The sequence below is a fragment of the Amycolatopsis sp. NPDC104819 genome (genome assembly GCF_055583145.1).
On the sequence record NZ_JBVJON010000008.1, the window covers coordinates 173,298 to 193,908 of the forward strand.

Here is a 20,611-nt window from a genome sequence, read left to right on the forward strand (position 1 = left end):
CGTGGACGACCGGGACTTCATGGCGTTGTACTGGCGGGACCCGCACCGCGCGCTGGCCCACGCCCGCGAGCACACCCCCGTGCGCGAGGTGACCTTCGAGACCGGGCCGACCTGGCTCGTCACGCGGTACGCCGACGTGCGGGCCGGGCTCGCCGACCCGCGGCTGGCGAAGGACTACCGCGCCGCGCTGCCCGCCGAAGAACGCGCGACCGCCCCACCGGGACTGCCCGCGCCCATGTCGCACATGCTCACCTCGCTCGACCCGCCCGACCACACGCGGCTGCGCAGCCTGGTCACCCAGGCGTTCACCGTGCGCCGGGTGGCCGAACTGCGTCCCCGCGTCGAGGCCATCGCCAAGGACCTGCTTTCCGGCCTGCCCACCGACGAGCCGGTGGACCTCGTGGCCGGCTACGCGATTCCCCTGCCGATGGAGGTGATCTGCGCGCTGATCGGCGTGCCGGAACTGGACCGCGAGGACTTCGCCCACTGGTCGACGGTGCTGATCGACGAGTGCCCCGAACCCGAGCTGGTCCGCGCCTCGAACCAGCTGGCGGACTACCTGGGCGGGCTCGTGGCACTGCGCCGCAAGGAGCCGGACGACGCTTTGCTGTCCGGGCTCATCGAGGCGTCCGACGGCGGCGAACGCCTGTCCGACCTCGAGATCGTCGCGATGGCGATGCTGCTGCTGATGGCCGGCCACGAGACGACGGCGGTGTTCGTCACCAACAGCGTGCGGGCCCTGCTGGCCAACCCGGCGGCGCGGCGGCGGCTGAAGCCGGGTGCTGCGGTGGACCTGGTCGAAGAGCTGCTGCGCTGGGTCTCCCCCGCGCTCAACGCGTCGCTGCGGTTCGCCACCGAGGACCTCGAGATCGGCGGTGTCACGATCCCCCGCGGCGCCTCGGTCACCCTCTCCACGGGGGCCGCCAACCGCGACCCCGGCCGGTTCGCCGACGCGGCCGCCCTCGACCCGGATCGCGAACCCGCCGGCCACGTCGCCTTCGGGCACGGCATCCACCGCTGCCTCGGCGCGGCGCTGGTGCGACTGGAAGCGGAGGTCGCTCTCACGGCGTTGTTCGATCGCTTCCCGGAGCTTCGCGCCGCCGCCCCCGAGGACGAACTGACGTTCCGCCGCAGCGTGCACGTCCACGCGCCGAGAACCTTCCCCGTGGTGCTCGGACCGCCCTCCGACGCGAGCTGAGCGGCCGCCGAACCCGAGTGCGTCGTCGACACCAGGGACCCGCCCGCGAGGCGCCGATCTCGGCCCGGGCCGCGCCGCGGGGAATGCGGTGCGGCCCGAAGTCCCGAGCTGCTCGAGTCGTCCTCCCGGGACATCCGGGTCAGAATGCACCCATGACAACCAGCGACAAGCGGATCACGGTCGAGCGCACCGTCGACGCGGCAGCCCACGACATCTTCGACCTGCTCACCCGTCCCGACCGGCACGCCGACATCGACGGGTCGGGTTTCGTGCGCTCGGCCGACCACCCGCAGCGGATCACCGCGGCCGGGCAGACCTTCACCATGAACATGACCGGCGAGCACATGGGCGGCGACTACCAGACCGACAACCACGTCACCGGCTACCACGTCAACAAGGTGCTGGCCTGGCGAACAGGTCCGGCCGGCACCGAGCCGCCCGGGTGGGAATGGCTGTGGGAGCTCACCCCCGAAGGACCCGAATCCACCGTCGTCGCGCTCACCTACGACTGGAGCAAGGTCACCGACAAGAACATCCTGCAGAAGGTGTCGTTCCCGCTGGTGACCGAAGAGCAGCTCCAGGCGTCACTCGCCCACCTCGCCACTGCCGTCTCGTCCTGAGCAGTCGTGGGCAACGGCTGGAACTCCGGCGCGCGCGGGACCTCGAGGATGCGGTGCTATGGCGCAGGAGTACTCCGGTTCAGCGGCGTGACAACGCGGCCCACACCGTCTTGCCGGCGACGGTCAAGCACTGACCCCACCGGTCGGCGGCCTCCTCGGCCTGCCTTTCGCCGGCATCGGAGACCGGCCACGGAAGTCCGTGGACCCCTCGGTGCGCGCGGAACTACTCCAGCACCGCGCCCTGTGGGTGATCGACCGAGGTCAGCTCAGCCCAGACCGTTTTGCCGTTTTCGTGCTGAGCCTGGCCCCACACCATCGCGCACGACTCGATCAGCGTCAGCCCGCGGCCGCCGTCCTCGGCCGGCGGACGGGGGCACGCTCCGTCCACGCAGGAGTCGTCGACCTCGATGCGCAGCCACCCCGGCCGGCGTTTGAGCCGGACCTGCCGCGGCGGGGTGCCGTGGCGCAGGGCGTTGGACACCAGCTCGTCCAGCACCATGATCATGTCGGTGAGCTCCCGCGCGGGGATGTCCGCGAGGGCGGTGCGCGCCCAGCCGCGGACCCGGGCCAGTTCGGCCAGGTCGTCGGCCACGTCGAGGATTCTGACCTCGACCTGCTTGTCGGTGTGTTCGGCACGGTCAGCCGTCATCAACTATCCATTCCGGTTCGGCGCCCTGACTCCCCCAAGGCAACACAGTCCACGGGACTTATGCCCCGTTCGGCGGGTGGCCAACCACGGACAGCGGTACGGCATCCGGGCACGCAGACCGGCTGTCACTGGCGACCTTCTCACTGTGACGGATCCGTCACAGCGGGGTGAAGGTCGGGCCCGCTTTGCAAGAGCTGTCGGTGCCTCCGGGTAGTCTCGTCGTGCGACGTCGTTGAGCACCCAGCCCCGTCGCTTCACCCCCGTCGGCACCGGACTCCGGCGGTCGCCTCGCACGCGACCGGCCTGACGGTGCCAGGGGCCACCGCATCACGGGCTGGAGCACCATGGCCGTCGAAGACGCGTCCTCGCGTGCGCTGTTCACCATCGAGACTGCCGACCGCGGCGACGTGGTGGTGGTCGAAGCGTCCGGCGAGCTGGACTTGGCCGCGGAGCCGCTGCTGGGCGCCACCCTCACCCAGGCCGAGACGCGAAGACGGCCGGTGGTCGTGGACATGACCGCCGTGACGTTCTGCGCGTCGTGCATCCTCGGGCAGCTGGCGGCCACGGCGGTCCGGCTGACCGAGGCCGGGCTGCCTCTGGTGGTGGCCACCGACGTCGATGCCGTGCTGCGCCCGCTGACGCTGCTGGGCATGAACCGCTACCTCACGATCACGACCTCCTTGGCCGCGGCTTTGACCACGGCCACCGCGGCTCTGACCTCGGACCCGCTCGAGCCGGAACCGAGCTGAGCTCGCGGCGCCGGAACACCCGTTCGGCGTCCCGCAACCGTTAGGCGGACGATCCGCATGACCGAACCCACCACCCTCTGCTGCACCACCTGCGAGCACCCCGACGTCAGCGTCGTGGTCGCCGCCGGCGTGCTCGACCTGCACACCGACCCGCAGCTGGAAGTCGAACTGGCCACCACCGACCCCGACCTGCCCCTGATCGCCGACCTGCAGGCGGTGACGTTCTGCGCGGCCAGCAGCATGGGCCTGCTCGACGCCGCCCACGACAGCCACGCGCACCGCGACGACCTGCTGGCCCGCGGCGGGTTCGTCCTGGTGACCCGCCAACGGGCCGTGCTGCGCCCGGTGCAGGCGCTGGGCCTGGACCGGAAACTGACCGTGGTCCCCACCATGGCGCGGGCGCGGGCCTGGCTCGGTCTGCCCCCGGCACTCGCGGCGATGTCCCGATGACCGAACGAGGGCGCCGCCGGACCTGCTCCGGTGCTCGACACAACCGGAGGCCCGGGCCTCGTCATAACCACCATGGCGGCGCCATCGACCGCACCGCCCGACCGAAGGGCCATTCACTCCCGCGACCACAGTGGCGCGCGAAAGCCATTCCGGCTCGGACTCAATCCCTCAGTCGCGCGAAATCACCTGCGTGGGCGGAGCAGCACGCGAGGGCGAATCGGTAGCCAGGACTGGGCGGCGATCCGGTCGAGGTCTCGGAAGATGCGGTCACCGCGCGGCGTCGCCGGAAGAGGCGGCGTGCTGTCCGGTGGCGTGCGAGGTGTCTGCTTCGGCGCCACGGACCATCCGCGCCTGCTCCGGCCCGGCGTAGCCACCGGTGGCACGCACCCCGGCGAGCACGATCGCGGTGACCCGCCGCGCGTCGGCTCGGGTGAACACACGGGCGCCGCGCCCGAGGAACAGGTGGACGGGACCGCTGAGCATCTCGAGGAGGAAATACGAATCGACCGGTGGCAGCTCGCCGGCCCGGATCCCCGTTTCCACCCGCCGGCGCAGCGTCGCTTGGCGCCGGGCGAAGACCTCGTCGACCACAGTCTGCAGCTGGGGGTCCTCTCTGGCCGAGCTCATCACGTTCAGCAGGGCCCGTCCGTGCGGGCTCGCCAGGGAGGCGGCGAGGGCTTCGAGAAAGTCGACGAGGTCGGCTTCGATGTCACCGGAGTCGTGCAGGGGCGCCGCATCGGCGCTGAAGGCGGTCAGCGCGTCGGCGACCAGGGCCGTACGGTCGGGCCAGTTGCGATAGACACTGGTCTTGTTGACCCCGGCCTGCTCGGCGACGTCCTCGTAGCGCAGGCCTCGGATTCCGTCCCGCGCGACCAGCTCGACGGCGGCCTCGAGCATCTGCCGGCGCAGCCGGGCGGTCCGCCCACCCGGCCGCCGGGCGGGTTCTCGCTCGGGTCCGTCGTCGGCCACGGACGACACCTTACAGCGGCTGCATTGAGCGCAGCCGGGCGTTGCGCGCCTCGATGGCCTCCCAAGTGGCAGGAACCATGAGGTCGGCGCCGCCGCGCGCGAACTCCTGGGCCGCCGCCGCATGGGGGCGCTGGCGCTGCTCGTAGGCGTTGAACGCCGCCTCGAGGTCATCACCGTGGCGACCGAGCTCCTCGGTGAGCGTCCACGCCCCGAGCAGGGCCAGCGAGGTGCCGCGCCCGGCCATCGGCGTCGCGCAGTGCGCAGCGTCCCCGATCAGCACGACCCGTCCCCGGTGCCAGCTCGGCATGAGGATCTGGACGAGCACGTCGAAGTAGAGGTTCGGGTCGTCCTGGGCGGTCGCGACCAGCTCGGGAACCTTCCAGTCCTCGATCCCGGCGAAGGCCTCGGCCAGGACTCGCTTCTGCGCGCCCAGGTCGTGGTGGTCGTAGTCGATCGGCTCGGACCGGAACTCGAAGATCCCCAACGCCTTGTCGCGGTAGCGGGCCACACCGGCGAAGCACCCCGGCAGGTTGAGGACCTCCGTCACGCGGTCGCCGGAAGCCGCCTGGCCGGGCGCGTCCCCGATCGCGACGTACACCCCGAGGTGCTCGGCGAAGTCCTGCTCCGGGCCGAACACCAGCCGGCGCACCGCCGAGTGCGCCCCGTCGGCGCCGACGACGAGGTCGTAAGCGGCCTCGCGGCCGGAGGCGAAGGTGACCACCACTCGGCTCCCCTCGTCGGCCAGCACCGCGATCGACTCTTCGAAGCGCAGGTCGACCTGCTCGGGCAAGGCCTGCCGCAGAACGGCCATGAGGTCCTCACGGGGGATCTCGATGTCGTCAGGGCTCTCGTTGATCTCCGCCATCACCAGGGAGGCCACGGCCGCGCCGGAGCGGTCGACGAACGTCGTCTGCTCGGTCATCGTGATCCGGTGCTCGAGTACCGCGTCGAGGATGCCCATCCTGCGCGCGGTCTCGATGGCCTCGCCGCGAACGTCGATCGGCGAGCCGTTGACGCGCAGGTGGTCGGCCCGTTCGACGATCTCCACTGCGTGCCCGGCCCGCGCGAGATCGATGCCCGCACTCAGCCCGGCCGCTCCTGCCCCACTGACCAGGATCCGCATGTCCACCCCTTAGTCCGTTGACTCACCAGTAAAGCAACACTTTGTTGCTTTAATTAGACTAACACCCCCTTAAGACAACGACAAGGTGCGTTAGAGCACGATGGGTGCGGCGACGGCGATCCCGGACCAGCGCGTCCGGTCACCCACGGACGGCTTGGGCGAACACCGCCGGCTCCCGTCGGATGCCGGGCCAGGTCGGCTGCAGCCGGACATCCGCCGCGTCAGCACCGGCTCGCTGCCCTGCCGCGCGGCACTGGACGACGCCGAGCCGGTCACCACCACGCGCACCAAGAGGAGTCATCACCCGCGACCCGAATCGGGAACGACATGCCGCCGACCGCGAACCGGTCTTCGCTCGCATCGTCTACGACCGGATCGCCAGGAGCGCCCCCGCAGGGCGATGGCGACCCACCTCGCGCCATCGGCCGCAGTCAGGCCGGCCGGGAGTTCGCAGCCTTCCGGGACACGGCGTTGTGCATTTTGGCGAACGGCCCGCACGACCGGGGTCCGCTCTCGGCGTCGGTCGAGGAGGCCTCATCCCCGGACGACGATCGACGCCGGCGTCGCGGCCTGTTCGGAGCACCCATGGCCGCATATTCGGCTGCCGGGCCTCGCCCGCGCCCTAACGAGCGCAGTCTCCGCCACAAACGCATATTCGACTATTTCAAGAGGCTCATTCGACAACTTGGTTTCATGACCGTCACCCGAAAGGCCCCCTCCCCGAGTCGCAGCCACACCGGGTGCCACCCGGCTCCGGTGGCGCTTCGACCACCGCGCGGACGACGTGCCCGCATATCACCGTGACCAGCAACAACGAGGACAAATGTCGCCGTCCTCGCTTTCCGTGCCCTGTTCGATCGCCTTTTCGCCGGCACTGACCAGTCCCACTCCGGGTAGTGCATACGGCGGACTCGGAGACGCGCGAACAGCGGGGGTCTAATCGGGTGATGTGCCCAGGCCGAGTAGCACGTCGATCAGGTCGTGGGTAGCATCGGATGAAGCGTGATCATCAAAACCGCTCGCGGGTCGGCCCCGCGTTGTCAGCAACCATCGTTCCCGCAAGAATGGAACGTGGAATCCAGGTAAACCAACGGATCGTCAAGTAATCTCAGTCAGTTGAGCGCCCTTTACCGATACGCGCCCGATTCGTCCCGTCTCAGACATCCGACGACCAGTCCGACTCCGCATTCACAGGGGGATCCTTTCGGCATGCCCGTGAACTTGAACACGTTGCTGTCCGGCCATCCTTCGAACTCGACAGCCGTCATCCACGAGGATCGCTCTCTCAGCTATGGCGAACTCGACGAAAGATGCAGAAAACTCGTCCGCGAGCTGGAACGCCACCAGGTTCGCCACGGCGAGGCCGTAGCGGTTTCCTGCCGTGCACGCGTCAACGCCTTGATCGCCCTGCTCGCATGCCTGAAAAGGGAGGTCGACTACGTTCCGGTGGATCCGCTGGCGCCGGCAAGCGTGAATGCCGGCATCTGCCGGGCGATGGGAGCCCGGCTGATCGTCCGGGAAGAGGAAAGCGGCCTCCTGTGCCTGGACGAATTGTCCGAAACGGCGGATCGCGCACCCCGTCCACCAGGTGCGGAAAGAATCGCCTACACCGTGCCCACCTCGGGGACGACCGGCTTACCGAAAGGCGTGCAGGTCTCCCGAACCGTACTGGCCGCACACCTCTCGTCGATACGGGAAACGTTCGGTGTGGTGCCCGGTGACCGGGTCCTGTGGTTTGCCGCGCCGCACGTGGACGTTTCGATCGAGCAGGCTCTTCTCCCGCTGAGCGTCGGTGCGACGATCGTCGCACGGAGCGCGGCACCCCCGAGGTTCGCCGAGCTCGCGGCGCTGCTGGCCCGCCACCGGGTCACCGTGGCGAACCTGCCTGCCGGGTACTGGAACGCTTTTGCGCTCGCGCTGCGCCCCGAGGACGTCGCCGCGTGCTCCGGGCTTCGCTTGATGATCTCGGGCAGCGAACGGATGTCCCCCGGTTCGGTACGGGCCTGGCAGGAAAAGCTGCCGCACGTTCCGCTCGTCAACGCCTACGGCCCCACCGAATGCGCGATCACAGCGACGACCTACCGCGTGCCGGAAGCGTTTTCCCCGGATGTGACCGACGTCCCGATCGGCTCGGCCTGCGGCGAACGGTTCCTGTACGTGGTGGACGAGCACCTGGACCCGGTACCCGATGGCGAGCCGGGCGAACTGTGCGTCGGCGGCCCACTGCTGGCCGACGGCTACCACGGCGATTCCGAAGCGACGGACGCGGCGTTCGTGCCGGACCCCTTCGCCGACGACGACCACGCACGGATGTACCGCACGGGTGACCTCGTCCGCCGCTCCCCCTCCGGAAACCTGGACTTCGTGGGACGGATCGACGACCAGGTCAAGATCCGCGGTTTCCGGGTCGAACCCGCACGAACCGCGCAGGTCCTGGAGCGGCATCCCGCCGTGCGGTCGTGCGCCGTACTCGGCCGCCCCACGCCGGGCGGCGGCGCCGTACTCGTCGCCTACGTCGTGGCGCCGGACTGCGACGCCGCGGAACTCCTGGCACACGCGGAAAAGGCACTGCCTCCACCGCAGGTTCCCCGAGTCCACCTTCTGGACGCGCTCCCGCTCACCGCGGACGGGAAGCTCGACCGCCGCGCGCTGCCGGAGCCCGCCGACGAGCCGGAGCCGGCCACGCCGAGGCCGCTAACCTCGACGGAAGCCCGGCTCGCCACGGTCTGGCGCGAGGTCCTCGCCGTTGACCACGTGGGCCCCGGCGACAACTTCTTCGCGCTGGGTGGCGATTCACTCCGTGCGCTGACCACCATCGCGCGCCTGACCGAAGAGTACGGCGCCGACGTTCCCGCCCAAGCCGTCTTCTCCGCGCCGACGCTCGCGGACCTCGCGACGGAACTCGACCTGGTCGGCCCGTCTGCCGCGGCCGCGGTGCCCGAAACACGAACCGTGGACCACGAGCACGCGCTGTCGAGTGGCCAGGAATCGTTGTGGTTCTTGAACAGCTGGGCTCCGGACAGTCCCGTCTACAACGTGCCGTGGTGCTTCCACCTGCGCGGGCCGGTGGATCCCGGGCTGCTGGAACGGTCCCTCAACGCGCTGGTTCGCCGGCACGCGCCCCTCCGCTCGGCGTTCCCCGGCCCCTGGGGCGAACCGCGCCGGGTGGACCTGCCTGACCTGTGGGTGCCGCTGGAGCTGCACGACCTGCGCGACGCCGGTCCCGAGGACGCCGCCGCGATCATCCGGCGGTCCGCCCGGACGCCGTTCGACCTGGCCCGGGGCCCGCTGATGCGTACCGTCCTCCTGCGCCGTGGTGAGGAGGAGTCCGACCTGATGGTCGTCGTCCACCACATCGTCTGGGACGAGCTGTCGCTCGCGGTGTTCGAGGCCGAGCTGGCGGAGATCTACACCGCGGGCGGCCGAACCCCGCTCTCCCCGCTCCGCCGGCAGTACCAGGACTTCGTCGAACTCCGGGCGAACCGAGCGGAAACCGACGTGTTCCACGACGATGTCGCCTACTGGCGACGACGGCTGGCCGGTCTGGCGCCGGTCCACGGCCTTCCTCGACCGGAAGACCAGGGTTACCTAGGCGACACCGTCACCTTCGGCCTCGACACCGGGACCACCCGGCGGATCCGCGCGCTGGCTCGCGCCGAGGGAGTCACCCCCTTCCTGGTCCTGGCCACGGCCTGTGCCGTGGTGCTGGGCGAGCGCGCCCGGCAGGACGACATCGTCCTCGGCACTCCCGTCAGCGGCCGCCCGGCCGGCTTCGAGGGTCTCGTCGGCTACTTCGTGAACCTGATCGCGCTGAGGTTCGACCTCGGCGGGCACCTCGGCTTCCGGGAGCTGCTGCACAAGGTCCGCACCACCGTCTTGCCGGACTTCGGTCACCAGGACGTGCCGTTCGACGTCGTCGAACGCGCCGTGCACAGCCAAGAGGGCCATCGCGAACCACTGGTGCGGGTCGCCTTCGAGATGCACACCCACGAACACCGCGCCATCCGGCTCGGACCGGTGACCGGGACCCGCGAGCTCGTGCCCACCGGAACCGCGAAGTTCGACCTCGGCTGGCAGGTGACCGACCACGGCGACGAACTGGACGGGGTCGTCGAGTTCAACTCCGGCCTCTTCGACCGGGCGACCGCCCGGGCCGTGGTCGAGGACTGGACGTCACTGCTGGGCCGCGTCACCGCCACCGGGGACGACGCACCGGGCACGGACCAGAGGAGGAACTCCATGACTGCCCCGCCTCCCGACGCCGGAACGGCCCGGTGGAACGACACGGCGGCGGACTTCCCCCGCGCCACCACACTGCACGAACTGGTGCGTGCGGCCCTGCGCCGCGAACCCGAGACCGTCGCCGTCGTGGCCGGGGACCGGGTCCTGACCCGAGGCGCTCTGGATTCGGCGACGGACGAGCTGGCGCGACGGCTGCGTGCGGCGGGAGTGACCCCCGGGACGGTTGTCGGCGTGCTCGCGGAACGTTCTCCGGAGCTGGTCGTGGCACTGCTGGCGGTGCTCAAGGCGGGTGCCGCCTACCTGCCCCTGGACCCCGAGTACCCGCCGGACCGGATCAGCGTGATGGTCACCGACGTCGACGCCCCGGTCGTCCTGTGCCAGAAAGCGCTCGCCGGGCTGGTTTTCCCTTTCTCTTGCTCGCTGGGGGGGGGAGGACCCCCCCCTCCCCCCCCCCCCCCCCCCCCCCCCCCCGCGGCCGGGCCGCTCGACCCGGCCTACGTGATCTTCACCTCCGGATCCACCGGGCGGCCGAAGGCCGTGGTCACCCAGCACCGCGCGATCTGCAACCGGTTGAACTGGATGCAACGCCGCTTCCGGCTCGGCGCCGACGACGTGGTGCTGCAGAAGACCTCGGCCGGTTTCGACGTCTCGGTCTGGGAGTTCTTCTGGCCGCTGCTCACCGGGGCGAAGCTGGTGCTGGCCCGCCCCGGCGGGCATCGCGACCCCACCTACCTGCGCGACGTCATCCGGGAGCACGAGGTCACAACCGTCCACTTCGTACCGTCCATGCTGGCGGCCTTCCTCGACCAGGAGGACGTCCACGGGTGCCGGTCGCTGCGCCGCACGATCTGCAGTGGTGAGGCACTGCCGCCGGCACTGGTCAACGAGTTCCTCTCCCGGGTTCCCGGAGAGCTGCACAACCTCTACGGCCCCACCGAGTCGGCGATCGACGTCAGTTCCTGGGAATGCCACCCCTTGCCCGCCGACGCGCGCGCGACACCGATCGGACGGCCCATCGACAACGTCCGGCTTCACGTGCTGGACGCCGACGGACGTCCGGTCGCGGCCGGCGACGAAGGCGAGCTCCACATCGGCGGCGCCGGCCTGGCGCTGGGGTACCTCGGCCGGCCCGCCCTCACGGCCGACAGATTCGTGCCCGACCCGTTCTCCGACACGGGCGAACGCCTGTACCGCACCGGTGACATCGTCCGGCACCGCGACGACGGCGAACTGGAGTTCGTCGGACGGTACGACGACCAGGTCAAGATCCGGGGTCAGCGCGTCGAGCTGGGCGAGATCGAGGTGGTGCTCGAGCGCCATCCCCGGGTCGCGCGGGCGGCCGCGACGGTGCAGGACCACCGGGTGCACGCCCACGTGGTGCTCGCCCCGGGCCCGGCCCCGGCCGAGGGGGAACTGGTCACCCACGTGCGCAGCATCCTCCCCGAACACATGGTGCCCACCGGGTGGTCGCTGCTGCCGGCTCTGCCGTTGACCGCCAACGGCAAGATCGACCGCACGGCACTGCGCGCCGCCCTCACCCCCGCCCCGATCGTGGCGACGCCCGCCACGGAAGGCGATCACGCCGTGGAGGACGTCCTCGCCAGAATCTGGTCGCTCGTGCTGGAGCTGCCCGAGCTGAGCCACGACCAGGATCTGTTCGCTTCCGGCGCCCACTCGCTGAACACCCTGCGGGCCCGGGCGCGGATCACGTTCGCCCTGCGCACCGAGCTCCCCATCCGAACCTACTTCGAGTCCAGGACGATCAGCGGGCAGGCCGGCCGGCTGCGGGAGCAAGCCGGTCCGGACTCGAAGATCGACGCGCGAGCGAGCGCGATCCGTGCCCTGCCGGCGATGGACGAAGCCGAATGGGTACGCGCGGTCGCCGAGATCAGCACGGAGGTGGGCTGAGATGACCGGCACCTGGATTCCCGTGACGAAGGCCGGCGCCACCACGGGACCGCTGGCCCCGGGCCAGCGAGCACTCTGGTTCCTCGACCGCTTCGCACCGGGTACGGCGACCTACAACATCCCGTGGGCCCTGCGGCTGCGCGGGCCACTCGACACCCCGGTGCTGCAGCGCAGCCTCGACGCCGTGGTGCGGCGGCACGAAGCTCTCCGGACCACCTTCTCCGGTGCGCTGGGCGAGCCTCGCCAGGTGGTCCACCCGACGATGCCCGTGCCCATCGAAGAGCACGACCTCCGCTCCGCCCGCGATCCCGCGGCCGCGGCGGCCGCCCGGCTGGCCGAGCTGGCGCGGCGGGGCTTCGACCTCGAACACGGCCCGCTGCTGCGCGCCGCGCTGGTGCGCTCGGAGGCCGGGGAAACGACTCTGCTGGTGGTGTTCCACCACATCGTCTTCGACGAGCTGTCGACCGCGGTGTTCGAACGTGAGCTGAGCGAGCACTACGCCGCCGCGGCGACCGGGACCGGACCGCTGCCGCGGCCGCCGATGGTGCAGTACCTCGACTTCGCCCGGCACCAGCAGGACCTCGGCCGCGCACCGGAGGCCGCGAAGAGACTGGATCGGTGGCGCGAACGGCTCGCCGGGGCGCCGACCGTCCTGGAACTGCCCACCGACCGGCCTCGCCCGACGGTGCGGAAGTTCACCGGCGCCACCGTGTCCGCGGACCTGCCGGACCCGGTCGCGGCGCGCGTGCGTGCGTTGGCGGCCGCCGAAAGCACCACGCCGTACGTGGTCCTGCTCGCCGCCTTCGCCGCCCTGTTGCGGCTCGACACCGGGCAAGAGGACCTCGTGATCGGCAGTCCGGCCGCAGGCCGGGACCGCTTCGAGTGGGAAGACCTGATCGGCTACTTCGTCACCATGCTGCCGCTACGCGTCGACGCCGGGGGCGACCCGGCGTTCCGTGACCTGCTTCGCCGGGTCAACCTCGCCGTGCTCGACGACCTCGACCACCAGGAAGTGCCTTTCGAGTCCATTGTGGATGCCGTGCTCGCCGACCGCCCGGCGGACCACTCACCGCTGGCGCAGGTGGTGTTCGGAATGCACGACGAGCGTGCCGCACACCGGGAGGTCACCCTCGGACCGGTGCGGGGCACGCGGCTGTCGCTGGACACCGGGACGGCCAAGTTCGACCTCATCTGGTCGGTGTCCGACCGGGGCACCGGGTTCGGGCTGGAAGTCGAATACGACACGGCCCTGTTCGACGAAGCCACGGTCGACCGTGCCGTGCACCGGTGGCTGCTGCTGCTCGACGCTGTCACGCAGGACCCGCGGCAGCCGATCACCGCCCTCGACCTGCTCACTCCCGCCGACCGCGCGATCGTCGGCCCCGTCGCCCCCGCGCCGGCCCGCGCGGCGGTCGCGCTGCACACCCGGTTCGAACAGGCAGCGGCACAGCACCCCGGCCGGGTCGCCGTTTCGGTCGACGGCGAGTCACGGACCTACGCGCAGCTCGATGCCGGAGCCAACCGGGTCGCACATCGGCTGCGCGCGCTCGGCGTCGAACCCGGTGATCGGGTGGGACTGCGCCTCGAACCGTCCGCGGCCCAGGTCGAAGCCGTACTCGGGGTGCTGAAGGCCGGTGCTGCCTACGTTCCGGTGAACCCCGTGGATCCAGCCGAACGAGCGGACCTCGTCTTCACCGACGCCGGAGTCCGGCTGACCCTGTCCGGCGAAGACGTCCACGCCGCGAGATCGGAACCGGCGGACAACCCCGGTATCACCGTCTCGGCGGACGACCCGGCCTACGTCATCTACACCTCCGGCTCCACGGGCCGCCCCAAGGGCGTGGAGGTGACCCACCACAACGTGGTCTCCCTTTTCGACGCGACGTCGCCGGAGTACGGGTTCGCCGCCGACGACGTCTGGACCGTGTTCCACTCCTATGCCTTCGACTTCTCGGTCTGGGAGCTTTGGGGCGCGCTGCTGCACGGAGCCCGCGCGGTGCTGGTGCCGTTCGCGGTCAGCCGCACGCCGGAGGAGTTCGCCCGGCTGCTGGCGGACGAGCGGGTCACTGTGCTCAGCCAGACCCCGTCGGCACTGGGGCAGCTCACCGCGGCGCTGGCCGAGCGGCCGCGAACACTGCCGGACCTGCGGCTGGTCGTGCTCGGCGGGGAGGCACTGCGACCGCACCACGTCGCCGGCTGGTTCCGGCACGCGGACGCGCCGAAGGCCCTGCTGTGCAACATGTACGGCATCACCGAGACAACCGTGCACGTGACCCGGCACGACATCGCCGGCCCGGAGGACTTCACCACCAGCGTGATCGGCCGGCCGCTGCCGCACCTGTCGGTCGCGGTCCTCACCCCCGCCGGAAAGCCGGCGCCGATCGGGATCGTCGGGGAGATGTTCGTCGGCGGCGCGGGCGTCGCCAACGGATACGTGGGCAATCCCGGGCTGACCGCGCGGCGTTTCGTCACCAGCCCGGTCGCCGGTGACGGTTCGCGGTGGTACCGCTCGGGCGATCTCGCCCGCTGGCGGCCCGACGGCACTCTCGAGTACCGGGGCCGGTCGGACCACCAGGTCAAGATCCGCGGGTTCCGGATCGAGCCCGGCGAGATCGAACACGTGCTCGCCGAACACCCGGCGGTGTCCGGGTGCACGGTGCTGCCGCGGACCGAACCAGGCGGCACGCACCAGTACCTCGTCGCCTACGCCGCGACCGGCGGTGGGAACACCTCCGCGGCCGAGCTGCGGGCCCACCTCGTGTCCCGGCTTCCCGCGCACCTCGTACCCGCGGTGATCACCCCGCTGCCGGACCTGCCCTTGACCGCGAACGGCAAGCTCGACCAATCGGCTCTGCCCGCGGCCGCCCAGGTTCCCGGGGACCAGGGTCGCCACGAGCCACCACGCACGGAGCGGGAACGGTTGCTGGCGCGGGTGTGGCAGGAGGTGCTGCGGGTGGACCGGGTCGGCCGCACCGACAACTTCTTCGAGCTCGGCGGCGACTCGATCCGCAGTGTGGACGTCGCGGGCCGGATGCGCGCCCACGGGTTCGACCTGAGCCTGACGGCCTTGTTCGCCAGCCCGGTGCTGGCCGATCTGGCCGCGGCGGCCCTCCCGGTCGGCGCTGCCGGGGACGCGGTCCCGAGCGCGGCGTTCGACCTGGTCCCTGCCGGCGACCGGGCGCACCTGCCGCCGGACGTGGTCGACGCCTACCCGATGACGTCCATGCAACTGGCGATGGTCTACCACATGGAGCTGGAACCGGGCCGCAGCCCGTATCAGAACGTGAACAGCTACCGGATGTCCGGCGCTTTCGACGAGCACGCGATGAGCGTCGCACTCGCCGAAGTCACCACCCGGCACCCGGTGCTGCGCACGTCGTTCGACCTGGTGTCCGCCGGCGTGCCGATGCAGCTCGTGCACCGGACGGCCACCGTCGACCTGACCGTGGAAGACCTGCGCGGCTTGGACTCCTCCACCCAGCACGAGCGCGTCGTCGAACTGGCGAACCGGGAGTGGGCCAAGCCGTTCGACGTGACTCGCGCGCCGATGCTGCGGGTGTTCATCCAGCGGCTCGCCGCCGGCACGTACCAGTTCACCCTCGTCGAACACCACGCCATCCTCGACGGCTGGAGCTTCACCTCGCTGCTGGCCGAGCTCCTGCGCCGGCACGCCGAACTGCGCGACGATCCCCGGCCCCGGCCGGCACCCGAGCCCGTCACCTCGTTTCGCGACTACGTCGCGCTGGAGCGGGCGACGGCGGAATCGGCTGCCTCGAAGCGGTTCTGGGCCGATCGGCTCGCCGGGGTCCGGCCGACCACGTTGCCCCGCACCGGCAGCGGCGATGCGCGCGCGGCCGACTCCGGAGTGCTGGAGCGGGAGCTGCCCGAAGCCCTGGGCGCCCGGCTCCGGCGGTTCGCGGCCGAGCACGGCGTAGGGGTCAAGAGCGCCGCGCTGGCGGCCCACGTCGTGGCGCTGGCCAAGCTCACCGGCGACCGCGAAATCGTCACCGGGCTGACGGTCAACGGACGGCCGGAAGACGACACCGGCACCGATGCCAAGGGCGTGTTCCTCAACACCGTCCCCCTCCGGGCCGTTCCGGCGCCCGACTGGCCCACCCTGGTGCGGGACCTCCACCGGCAGGAGACCGAACTGCTTCCCCACCGGCGCACGCCGCACAGCGAGATCGTCCGGCACCTGGCCGGTCCCGCACTGGAGTGCAGCTTCACGTTCAACCGGTTCCACGCGCTCGGCACACTGTCCACAACGGACGCCGCGATCATCGACCCGCGCCTGGGCGTGGAACCGACCGTGCGCCGCGAGCCGAACCACTTTCCGCTCAACGTGGCGCTCGTCCAGGACCCGGGCTCGGACCGGTCACTGCTGATCGCCGACAGCGGCACCCAGGCGCTGTCCGCCGAGCAGCTGCACCGCTACGCCGCCGACTACGCGACCGCTGTGGACGTCATGACCGGCGCCCCGTGGTCGGCTCCCTTCGCCTGACAAGCACCGGAGGATCCCGTGCACGAAAACCGACAGTTCGCCGTCGTCGTCAACGACCACGCCCAGTACTCCGTCTGGCCCGCGGACACCGAGCCGCCCGCCGGCTGGCACGCCACCGGCTCCACCGGGACCCGGCCGGAGTGCCTGGAGCAGATCGACCGGGTGTGGACGGGTCTGCGGCCCGAATCCCTGCGCGGGGCATCCCGCTGATGCCCCGCTCGAGCACCTTCGGCCGGCCGGGAGGAGGGTTCGGATGCTGCGCGATCCCGCGTTCCGCGTGCTGTTCTGCTTCCAGGTGCTGACCGGCTTCGCCAGCAACAGCCTGTTCCTCTCGCTGGGCGTGTGGGCCAAGGACCTGACCGGCAGCAACTCCGCGGCGGGGTTGGTGTTCTTCTGCGTGGTCCTGCCGGTGGCCTTCGGGCCCCTGATCGGGTACGCCGTCGACCACCTTCGCCGCAGATCGGTGCTGCTGACCGTCAACTGTGCCGCGGTCGTGCTGGTGCCGTCGCTGCTGCTGGTGCGTTCGGCCTCGAGCCTGTGGCTGATCTACGTCGTGGCCGGCGCGTACGGCCTCGCCGCCGTCTTCCTGCGGTCCGCCCAAGCCGGAATCGTCAAGACCCTGGTGGCCCACGACGACCTGGCCGTCGCCAACGCCTACCTGCGTTCGGCCGGGGAGGTGATGCGGGTCGTCAGTCCCCTGTTCGGGGTCGGGCTGTACGCCTTCCTCGGGGGCCGCACCCTGGCGCTCGTCGTCGCGGTCGTGTTCCTGCTGGCCGCGGTCACGCTGCGCCGGCTGCGGGTCGCCGAGGCCGCGCCCGTGTCCGCCGACGTCCCGCGGAGCGTGGTGCGCAGGGTCGGCGCCGGGCTGACCCACCTGTGGTCCCAGCCGCGGCTGGTGGTGATGACGACCGCGATCGGCCTCGCGTTCGGGGTCGTCGGGTTCTTCGACAGCTCGGACTTCGCCGTCGTCAGCGAGGGACTGGGCAAGCCCGCGTCGTTCCTGGGCGTGCTCACCAGCGTCCAAGGCGTCGGCAGTGTGGCCGGCGGCGTCACCGCGGCGGTGCTGATCAGGCGGCTCGGCGAGTCCGCGACCGCCGGGGCCGGGCTGGCCGGGATGGCCTTGGGCGCGCTCGGTATGACACAGCAGTCGCCGGTCGTCGTGTTCGCGGCGTTCGCCGCGTTCGGCGTCGGGGTGCCCTGGCTCGTCGTCGGTTACACCACAGCCTGGCAACGGGACACCCCACCCCACCTCGTCGGCCGGGTCGCCACCGCCGCCGACCTGTCGATCCTGGGCCCGCAAGCGCTTTCCATCCCGATCGGCGCGCTGCTCATCGAATCGGTGCCCTACCGCCTGCTGCTGACCGTCTGCTTCGTGGTGCTGCTCACCGCCGGCGTCACCCTCGTCCTGCGCCGCCGAGCGGACGCTCGACCCGGCGTCCGCTCGGAAACCTCCCCGTCAACGTCCAGTTAGGAGTCCGCCCATGTCCCGCCAGAAAGGCACCGGCCCCGGCGCGTTCAGCCCCGAAGGTGACCCCGTCGAGCTGTACTCCATCCTCCGCGCCGGCCGCACACCCGACGTCGTCAACAGCGCACTGCCGCCTTCGGCGTTCGTGCTCGAGCTCGGCGCCGGCGCCGGACGGCTGACCCATCCGCTCGTCGAGCTCGGCCACAAGGTCGTCGCCGTCGACCACAGTCGCGACATGCTCGCCCACATCCGCGGCGCCGAAACCGTGTGCGCCGAGATCACCGACCTCGACCTCGGCACCCGCTACGACGCGGTCGTGCTGGGTTCCTGCCTGGTCAACCTCACCGACGCCGAGGTGCGGTACGAGATGCTCGCGACCGCACGCCGGCACGTCCGGGACGGCGGCCAGGTCATCATCGAACGCGCGCTGCCCGAATGGTTCACCGGGGTCGGTGAACCCCGGGAATGGGACGAGCTGACCGCGACGCTCGTGCGCGCCGACCACCTGACCCCGCACCTCGTGCGCGCCCTCATGCACTACAGCTGGCGGGGCCGGGAGTGGACCCACCTGCAACACGTGCAGTTCCTCGACGACGCCGAGCTGGACCTCTACCTCGGCTCCGCCGGGCTGAGCCGAGCCGGCTGGCTGACCGACGACATGTCCTGGTGCACCGCCACTCCCGTGCGCTGACCGACCGCCCCGGAAGGAGCAGAAGACCATGCCGAACCCGGCCACCCGGGGCGACTGGTTCTGGTTGCCCGAACCCCGGCCGGACGCCGCTGTCCGGCTCTACTGCTTCCCGCACGCCGGCGGCGACGCACCGGCCTTCGCCGACCTCGCCCGCGAACTGCCCGAGCAGGTCGAGGTCTGGGCCCTGCGCATGCCCGGCCGCGCCGGACGGGCCCACCACCCACCGCCCCCGACGTTCGACGCACTCCTCGACTCGGTCACGCACGCGGTCGTGACCTCCCTCGACCGGCCCTGGGCCGTACTGGGACAGAGCATCGGCGGCCTGCTCGCCTACGAGACGGCCCGCGCCCTCGCACCGGTGTCCGCCCCGCTCGCCTGCACCGTGCTCGGGTTCGCCGCGCCCCACACCCTGGATTCGCCGGGTGGCACGACCGCCGCCGACGCCGACGAGCTCATCGACTTCCTGCTTGGTGACGACGACCACGCGGCGGCGATCCTGCGGCATCCGGTGCTGCGCGAGCACGCCCGCGACGTCCTGCGCTCCGACCTGGGTCTGCTCGGCTCCTACCGCCATCGGGCCGAACCGATCTACGGGCAGCCTCTGCACGTCGTGCGTGGCACCGACGACACCTCGTTGTCGCGCCGGGACGCCGAGTCGTGGCACGAACTGTGCACGGGTCACGTCACGACGGCCGAGCTGCCGGCAGGCCACCTGATCCTGCAGTCGGGCGCGGCGGCGGTGCGCGCGGTGGCCCGCACCACGACCGAACTGCTCACCGCCCGGCTCTGACCCCCGGCACCCGGGCCCGCACTCAAGACCTTCCAGGAGGAGCCATGACCGGAGTGGCCACCACCCTCGACCTCACCGATCCCGCGTTCTGGGCCGCCGAGGACTGCCACCGGGTGCTGCGCGAACTGCGTCACGCGGCACCCGTGCACCTGATCGAATCCGCGGAAGAGGGACCACTGTGGTGCGTCCTGTCACACCAGCTCGCGAGCGCCGTGCTCAACGACGCGGCGACGTTCAGCTCGCAAAGCGGGTCCCTGCTCGGCTCGGGAAAAGGCACCACACCCGCCGGCGCCGGCAAGATGATGGCGCTCACCGATCCCCCGAAGCACCGCGACCTGCGCCGGCTCGTCCTGCCGTTCTTCACCAAGAGCAAGGCCACCGAACTCACCGGCCGGGTGCACCAGCTGACCGGCGAAGTCGTCGAAGCCGCGATGGAGCGTGGCGACACCGACTTCGTGCGCGGCATCAGCACCGCGACGCCGCTGGCGGTGATGTGCGACCTGATCGGCGTCCCCGAAGGCGACCGGGACCACGTCGTCCGCCTGTGCGACGCGGCGTTCCTGGGCACCACGCCGGCCACCCGCAGCGCCGCGCACCAGAACCTGCTGCCGTACCTGTTCCAGCTGGCCCTTCGGCGTCGCGCCGACCCGCAGGACGACATCATCAGCACCCTGGCCACCCACCGCGTCGACGATGAGCTGCTCCCGCTCGAGGAGGTGCTGCTCAACTGCGACAACATCCTGGTGGGGGGAATCCAGACCGTGCGGCACACCGCCACGATGGCGATGCTCACGCTCATCGACCACCCCGAGGCGTGGGAGACCCTGGCCGCGCCGGACTGCGATTCCGCGCTCGCCGTGGAGGAGCTGCTGCGGTGGACCTCGGTCGGCCTGCACGTGCTGCGCACGGCGACTCGCGACGTCGAGCTGGCGGGCCGGACCATCCGCGCCGGTGACCGGGTCGTGGTGTGGCCACCGGCGGCGAACCGGGACGAGGCGGAGTTCGAGGCGCCGGACCGGCTGAACCTGCGCCGATCCCCGAACCGTCATCTCGCGTTCGGCTGGGGTCCCCACTACTGCATCGGCGCCCCGCTGGCTCGTGTCGAACTGGCTTGCCTGTTCACGGTTCTCGCGCGACGAGCCGCACCGCCCGGCCTGGCTGCCCCTCCGGAGTACAACAAGTCCATCATCAACTTCGGACTCGACACCCTGGAGGTGCGTCTCTCGCCAAGTCGCTGATCCCCGGTCGATGGCCGT

14 protein-coding genes are annotated in these 20,611 nt (G+C 71.1%); 11 read left to right on the forward strand and 3 right to left on the reverse strand.

The window, feature by feature from the left end; all coding sequences use genetic code 11:
* Position 1 precedes the first annotated feature (1 nt).
* Complete coding sequence (locus ACZ63E_RS26170; protein ID WP_465338745.1) at positions 2–1,198, forward strand: cytochrome P450 family protein; 1,197 nt, start codon at positions 2–4, stop codon at positions 1,196–1,198.
* A gap of 152 nt (positions 1,199–1,350) precedes the next feature.
* A complete protein-coding gene (locus tag ACZ63E_RS26175) occupies positions 1,351–1,818 on the forward strand; it encodes an SRPBCC family protein (protein WP_465338746.1) in 468 nt (155 codons plus the stop codon).
* A gap of 223 nt (positions 1,819–2,041) precedes the next feature.
* Here the strand turns inward: ACZ63E_RS26175 and ACZ63E_RS26180 are convergent, their stop codons facing one another.
* Complete coding sequence (locus ACZ63E_RS26180; RefSeq protein ID WP_465338747.1) at positions 2,042–2,467, reverse strand: ATP-binding protein; 426 nt, start codon at positions 2,465–2,467, stop codon at positions 2,042–2,044.
* Between the two features lie 344 nt (positions 2,468–2,811).
* On the opposite strand from ACZ63E_RS26180, the gene ACZ63E_RS26185 reads away from it, so the two are divergent.
* Together ACZ63E_RS26185 and ACZ63E_RS26190 are read left to right on the forward strand one after the other, a co-directional pair.
* The gene (locus ACZ63E_RS26185) at positions 2,812–3,216 is read left to right on the forward strand and encodes an STAS domain-containing protein (RefSeq protein ID WP_465338748.1); all 405 of its coding nucleotides are present in this window, start codon (positions 2,812–2,814) and stop codon (positions 3,214–3,216) included.
* Positions 3,217–3,273: 57 nt separating this feature from the next.
* Positions 3,274–3,666, forward strand: a complete 393-nt coding sequence (locus tag ACZ63E_RS26190) for an STAS domain-containing protein (protein ID WP_465338749.1) — start codon at positions 3,274–3,276, stop codon at positions 3,664–3,666.
* Between the two features lie 267 nt (positions 3,667–3,933).
* Here ACZ63E_RS26190 and ACZ63E_RS26195 read toward each other — a convergent pair whose 3' ends face one another.
* Together ACZ63E_RS26195 and ACZ63E_RS26200 are read right to left on the reverse strand one after the other, a co-directional pair.
* Entirely contained in the window at positions 3,934–4,635 is a 702-nt protein-coding gene (locus ACZ63E_RS26195) for a TetR/AcrR family transcriptional regulator (RefSeq protein ID WP_465338750.1), read from the reverse strand.
* 10 nt (positions 4,636–4,645) lie between these two features.
* A complete protein-coding gene (locus tag ACZ63E_RS26200; RefSeq protein ID WP_465338751.1) occupies positions 4,646–5,758 on the reverse strand; it encodes an FAD-dependent monooxygenase in 1,113 nt (370 codons plus the stop codon).
* Between the two features lie 1,209 nt (positions 5,759–6,967).
* On the opposite strand from ACZ63E_RS26200, the gene ACZ63E_RS26205 reads away from it, so the two are divergent.
* From ACZ63E_RS26205 to ACZ63E_RS26235, 7 genes are read left to right on the forward strand one after another with little or no spacing between them, the layout of a single operon-like run.
* A complete protein-coding gene (locus tag ACZ63E_RS26205) occupies positions 6,968–11,908 on the forward strand; it encodes an amino acid adenylation domain-containing protein (protein WP_465338752.1) in 4,941 nt (1,646 codons plus the stop codon).
* 1 nt (position 11,909) lies between these two features.
* Positions 11,910–16,409, forward strand: a complete 4,500-nt coding sequence (locus ACZ63E_RS26210) for an amino acid adenylation domain-containing protein (RefSeq protein WP_465338753.1) — start codon at positions 11,910–11,912, stop codon at positions 16,407–16,409.
* Positions 16,410–16,427: 18 nt separating this feature from the next.
* The gene (locus ACZ63E_RS26215) at positions 16,428–16,619 is read left to right on the forward strand and encodes an MbtH family protein (RefSeq protein ID WP_465338754.1); all 192 of its coding nucleotides are present in this window, start codon (positions 16,428–16,430) and stop codon (positions 16,617–16,619) included.
* Positions 16,620–16,662: 43 nt separating this feature from the next.
* On the forward strand, positions 16,663–17,880 hold the full coding sequence (locus ACZ63E_RS26220; protein WP_465338755.1) for an MFS transporter: 1,218 nt from the start codon (positions 16,663–16,665) through the stop codon (positions 17,878–17,880).
* Positions 17,881–17,890: 10 nt separating this feature from the next.
* Positions 17,891–18,565 carry a class I SAM-dependent methyltransferase gene (locus ACZ63E_RS26225; protein WP_465338756.1) on the forward strand — a complete coding sequence of 225 codons (675 nt, stop codon included), beginning with the start codon at positions 17,891–17,893 and terminating at the stop codon, positions 18,563–18,565.
* Positions 18,566–18,593: 28 nt separating this feature from the next.
* Positions 18,594–19,355 (forward strand): thioesterase II family protein, encoded by a 762-nt coding sequence (locus tag ACZ63E_RS26230; protein ID WP_465338757.1) that lies wholly within the window; start codon positions 18,594–18,596, stop codon positions 19,353–19,355.
* A 44-nt stretch (positions 19,356–19,399) separates the two neighbouring features.
* Positions 19,400–20,593 carry a cytochrome P450 gene (locus ACZ63E_RS26235; protein ID WP_465338758.1) on the forward strand — a complete coding sequence of 398 codons (1,194 nt, stop codon included), beginning with the start codon at positions 19,400–19,402 and terminating at the stop codon, positions 20,591–20,593.
* Positions 20,594–20,611: the final 18 nt, after the last annotated feature.